Here is a 5,045-nt window from a genome sequence, read left to right on the forward strand (position 1 = left end):
GGCGATATCGGCTGATGGAAGCACTTTTGATTTAATCGAACTGGGTGCTGGCGATGCAACAAAATCCATTCACCTGCTAAAATCATTGTTGGATAGTCAGTTGAAATTTAGTTATTTTCCGATTGACATTTCCGCACATGTAATTTCAGATCTGGAAGAAAGTTTGCCTAAAAAACTTCCTGGATTGGATATGAAGGGTTTAAATGGTGATTATTTTAATATGCTTAAAAAGGCCACAGAATTATCCAGCCGCAGAAAGGTTGTGCTTTTTATGGGCGCAAATATCGGAAACATGAGTATAGCCGATGCCGGAAAATTCTGCTCGTCATTAAAAAAACTGCTTTCTCCTAAGGATTTATTGATCATTGGATTCGACCTAAAAAAAAATCCCCAGCAGATTCTTTCTGCCTATAATGATAAAGGTGGAATTACCAGATCATTTAACCTCAATTTGCTTCATCGCATCAATAAAGAATTGGATGGCAATTTTGATCTGAACAATTTTGAGCACTATGCCAGTTACGATCCAGAATCTGGAGCCTGTAAAAGTTACCTCATCAGTTTAAAAAAACAGATTGTTAATATTGGTCAAAATGCCATTCATTTTGCAGAAAACGAACATATTTTTATGGAAATATCACAAAAGTATTCGCTTAATGATATCGATCAGCTTGCAGAAAAAACCGGATTTAAACCGCTTAAGCGTTTCTTCGATCAACATCAGTATTTTGTAGATGCCATCTGGAAAGTAGACTAACTGCGGTTATCCAAAACCTGGAGCAGTTGATTTAAATCCTCTTCTGTATTATAAAAGTGAAATGAAATCCTTGTGCCTTTGCCACGTGGTGAGCAAAGTATTTTGGCTGCAGCGATTTTGTCAACTGTTTTTTGATCCAATGGCATGCTCATAATAGTAGATTGGTATTTTCGCTCCAATGTCCAATCTGGAATTAAGCCTCTTGAATTTAATGCTAGCCTGGCTTTGTTGGAAATTGCTTGTGCGGTTTTTTCAATCCAATCGAAACCGATTGAGCCAAGCTCGTTTAAGCTTTCGTTTAGTGTACCAAAATTTAAAGTGTCTAAATGCCCGGGTTCGAAACACATAGATAGGTGGTCTTTACCTTTTAAGAAAGGTGCTGTAGGTAAGTCGGCCAGTTTGTTTTTGCTATAAATCGCATCTTTCATCTGATCGGAAAGAAAGGCATAACCGTTTCCATACCCCGCTAAAAGCCATTTATAGCCACTTCCGATTAAAGCATCCAAGCCTGATTTTTCAAAGTTAAAATTTGTTGTGCCTAAAAACTGAGTGCCATCACCGATCAACAAAAGATCTGGATATGTAGCTTTTAATTTCTGGATAAATTCATCATCCATCCTTAATCCACTAATATATTGTACCATACTAAATGCCAGCACGGTAGGTTTAAATTTTTCAATGGCAATGATGATGTTTTCTTCTAGCTTTTCATCAATGGCTATGCTATTGTACCCAAAACCCATACTGATTACAGGATAACTCACAGATGGATATTCCTCCTCCAGTAATAGAAAACGATGGTTTTTGTCCAATCCACTCAGTAAAGTATTAAAACCTACTGAAAAATTCTGAACCAGATAGGTGTTCTCGGATTTTGAACTGAAAAGTTTAGCTATGTTATTTCTGAGGTCAGTAATGATGGGCAGATTTTCCATTCTGAAAATACTTCCTCCTGAAATAAAGTTTTGATCATGTTTAGTTCTCCATTCTGCCAAATTGGTAGATAAAATGCCAGAATTAGCGGTGTTGAGATAGGTATATGCTGTGAGGATCGGAAAAGATAGGTTCATGCCCAAATTTAAAAGAATTGTGCGTTAAAAAAATAGATGCTGCCACCGAAATTGATTTTTATACAAACCTATGAGAATCACGTTTGTTAGATTTATACAATCTGCTAATGTTATATGGAAAATCAAACATCAATACTGGTTACGGAACTTAAAAAATTATTAAATGGGGGTGGAGCGCATGTAGGGTTTAAAGATGCTGTTGCCAATTTGCCTTTTAATCTATTGGGCGAAAAGCCTTACAACTTACCTTACAGCATTTGGCAATTGGTAGAACATATCAAAATTGCCCAGTGGGATATGCTCGAATTTAGCAAGGATGGATCGCATCGATCGCCTAAATGGCCAGAGGAATATTGGCCTAAAGAACTGGTGCCTAAAGATGAACATGCCTGGAACAATACACTAAAACAGATTGATGCTGATCTGAAAGAATTTATTGCTTTGTTAGATTCTTCAGACTTATATGTGCCAATTCCGCATGGCGATGGACAAACTGTATTACGCGAAGCCCTACAGATTGCCGATCATAATGCCTACCACGTTGCCGAAATTGTAGTCATCAGACGTTTATTGGGTGCCTGGAAAAGTTAATGGAAGTTGTCTCGTTTGGGCCTGTACTTTGCCGCTTATACAGCCTGTTACTATTGTTTTAATCCACTAAATTTAACTGTCCGTTCTCGTAAATTGATTTAAAAAAAGATTATGTTACAAAACTCAAAAGCATTCAGCTCGTTTTCTGTAGACGATGTACAGAAAGCARAAGATTTTTATCAAGGCGTATTGGGTATCGAAGTTAAAGATAACCCGATGGGCGTAATTGAACTGGTTATTTCCGGATCAGCAAATGTATTACTTTACCCAAAGCCAAATCATGTTCMGGCAACTTTTACGGTACTTAATTTTCCTGTCGAAAATATAGATCAAGCGGCCGATGAACTTATTGCCAAGGGAATAAAATTCGAGATTTACAATGAAGAATATTTCAAGACGGATAGTAAAGGCATCTCACGGGGAAACGGAGGGCCAAACATTGCCTGGTTTAGAGATCCTGCGGGCAATATTTTGTCTATTTTGGAAACGGCCTAAGCCTAGCTAGACTTTCGAAATTGGCAAAGCGCAAAAGCCATAGCGTAATCTAAAAGTGAAATTCCATGGCTGGTGGCTCACCAGCCAAAGATAATCTTGCTCTAATTAAGACTTCCGAAGTTAGCCAGGCGCATTGCCATTGGCGCAAACTTCGGAAGTTTAGTCTATAAGTTCAAAACATTGATGGGCAATTTCATATTCTTCGTTGGTTGGAATAACCAGGATTTTTACTTTAGCGCTTGCCTTGTTAATTTCTTTCAATTCTCCATTATAGGCTGTATTTTGATCTGAATCTAATTCAATACCCAGATAATTCAGCTCCGAACATACAGACTCACGCATGTTACTGTCGTTTTCGCCTACACCAGCGGTAAATACTATCGCATCTATGCCGTTTAAAATAGCTGCATAAGCTAGAGCGGGTGCCCATCATTAATCCACTTAATGGGCCAAATCCCATACTCGTATCTATCGATTTACCATTTCTAATGGCCGTAATGCTGCAGCCGTTGCCCAAGTGGATGCTGATAATTTTTGTATCAACTTTATTTAACCATTTAATGGCCTGTTCACTTACATATTTATGGCTGGTACCATGAAATCCATATACCCTGATGCCATGTTCTTTGTAATACCATTCCGGAATGGCATAACGATAGGCCTGTTCTGGTATGGTTTGATGAAATGCTGTATCGAAAACGGCAATTTGTTTCGCGTTTACAAAAGTCTGTTCGGCTACTTCAATACATTTATAATTAACCGGATTATGTAGTGGGGCAAGTGAAAACAGCCTTTTGATCTGATGTTTTACCTCATCTGTAATAAGGGTTGCACCTGTAAAATGTTCACCTCCATGCACTACTCTATGGCCAACAGCTGCAATATCATCAGGGCTGGCTATTACCGCGTATTCTCCCTCAGTTAGCAATGCTAAAACCTGTTTTAAGCCTTCGCCGTGGTTAGCAATAAAACCTGATTGTTCTATGCTATGCTTTTCGTTGTTGCGATAAACTGTATGTTTAACAAACGAGCCTTCAATGCCAATACGCTCTACCAGACCGCTGCAAGCCGGAGCTTTTTCTGGCATGTTAAAAAGCTGGTATTTTAAGGAACTGCTTCCTGAGTTGATTACTAAAATGTTCATATTAAATGTCTTGGCATTGGATCGCTGTAATTACAACGGTATTAAAAATATCATCTACAGTACAGCCACGGCTTAAATCGTTTATTGGTTTATTTAAGCCCTGCAACATTGGGCCAATAGCCAGTGCACCGGTTTCGCGCTGTACGGCTTTATAGGTGTTGTTGCCGGTATTTAAATCAGGGAAGATTAATACACTTGCTCTACCTGCTACCTCAGAGCCTGGTAATTTTTGTTTGCCTACAAGTGGATCTACAGCAGCATCATATTGTATCGGACCTTCAATTTTCAATTCCGGATGCCTTGCTTTAACTATGGCAGTGGMTTCTCTTACGCGTTCTACATCTTCACCTTCGCCTGATGTACCAGAAGAATAAGATAACATCGCTATCCGGGGTTCAATGCCAAATTTGGCGCTGCTTTCTGCTGAAGAAATTGCTATTTCTGCCAGCTGTTGGGCAGTAGGATTGGGGTTAACCGCACAATCTCCAAATATGGCCACCCTTTCTGGCAGGCACATAAAGAAAATGGATGAAACCACCGATACGCCTGGCTTGGTTTTAACAAACTGTAAAGCAGGCCTGATGGTGTGCTGAGTGGTATGAACCGCACCCGAAACCATCCCATCAGCATCACCCTTGTAAACCATCATGGTTCCGAAATAAGAAACATCGGTCATCATATCCCTGGCCATTTCGAGGTTTACATTCTTGGCTTTACGTAGTTCGTGCAAGGTATCTACATAATCGTTATAATGAGCCGATTGGCCAGGATTATGTATTTTTATAGCATTGGGATCCAGATTTAATCCAAGTCTTTTAATCGTGTTGGTAATTTCGGTTGGGTCGCCCAAGAGCGTGATGTCTACAATATCCTGGGTAATGAGTTTCTCCACTGCTTTTAAAATGCGTTCGTCATTTCCTTCTGGTAAAACAATATGTTTTTTATCGCGTTTGGCCCATTTAACCAGTTGGTATTGAAACATGTGCGG

At 39.3% G+C, this 5,045-nt stretch carries 7 protein-coding genes; 3 read left to right on the forward strand and 4 right to left on the reverse strand.

Going from position 1 to position 5,045, the window contains the following annotated elements:
• The coding region (locus tag AC1DND_RS23480; protein ID WP_477585007.1) for an L-histidine N(alpha)-methyltransferase at positions 1 to 757 on the forward strand (757 nt) is incomplete at its 5' end.
• Here AC1DND_RS23480 and AC1DND_RS23485 read toward each other — a convergent pair.
• Complete coding sequence (locus AC1DND_RS23485; RefSeq protein WP_477585008.1) at positions 754 to 1,827, reverse strand: aminotransferase class V-fold PLP-dependent enzyme; 1,074 nt, start codon at positions 1,825 to 1,827, stop codon at positions 754 to 756. The two genes, AC1DND_RS23480 and AC1DND_RS23485, sit on opposite strands and share 4 nt — an antisense overlap.
• 114 nt (positions 1,828 to 1,941) lie before the next feature.
• Here AC1DND_RS23485 and AC1DND_RS23490 point away from each other — a divergent pair, with 114 nt between their 5' ends.
• Both AC1DND_RS23490 and AC1DND_RS23495 read left to right on the forward strand, forming a co-directional pair.
• Positions 1,942 to 2,418, forward strand: a complete 477-nt coding sequence (locus AC1DND_RS23490) for a DinB family protein (RefSeq protein ID WP_477585009.1) — start codon at positions 1,942 to 1,944, stop codon at positions 2,416 to 2,418.
• A 111-nt stretch (positions 2,419 to 2,529) separates the two neighbouring features.
• Positions 2,530 to 2,913: a VOC family protein gene (locus AC1DND_RS23495; RefSeq protein WP_477585010.1), complete on the forward strand. Its 384-nt coding sequence runs from the start codon at positions 2,530 to 2,532 to the stop codon at positions 2,911 to 2,913.
• A gap of 159 nt (positions 2,914 to 3,072) precedes the next feature.
• Here AC1DND_RS23495 and AC1DND_RS23500 read toward each other — a convergent pair whose 3' ends face one another.
• From AC1DND_RS23500 to pta, 3 genes are all read right to left on the reverse strand, one after another.
• The gene (locus AC1DND_RS23500; protein WP_477585013.1) at positions 3,073 to 3,315 is read right to left on the reverse strand and encodes a hypothetical protein; all 243 of its coding nucleotides are present in this window, start codon (positions 3,313 to 3,315) and stop codon (positions 3,073 to 3,075) included.
• Positions 3,257 to 4,057: an acetate/propionate family kinase gene (locus tag AC1DND_RS23505; protein WP_477585011.1), complete on the reverse strand. Its 801-nt coding sequence runs from the start codon at positions 4,055 to 4,057 to the stop codon at positions 3,257 to 3,259. Before AC1DND_RS23505 ends, AC1DND_RS23500 begins: the two co-directional genes overlap by 59 nt.
• Before the next feature lies 1 nt (position 4,058).
• Positions 4,059 to 5,045, reverse strand: a 987-nt coding sequence (gene pta, locus AC1DND_RS23510; RefSeq protein WP_477585012.1) for a phosphate acetyltransferase, incomplete at its 5' end; no start/stop codon positions are given.

Source organism: Pedobacter sp. 01N416 (assembly GCF_056399685.1).

Coding starts and splice junctions, on each gene's coding strand:
- AC1DND_RS23485 (WP_477585008.1), bottom strand. CDS start 1,827: ATGAACCTATCTTTTCCGATCCTCACAGCATATACCTATCTCAACACC.
- AC1DND_RS23490 (WP_477585009.1), top strand. CDS start 1,942: ATGGAAAATCAAACATCAATACTGGTTACGGAACTTAAAAAATTATTA.
- AC1DND_RS23505 (WP_477585011.1), bottom strand. CDS start 4,057: ATGAACATTTTAGTAATCAACTCAGGAAGCAGTTCCTTAAAATACCAG.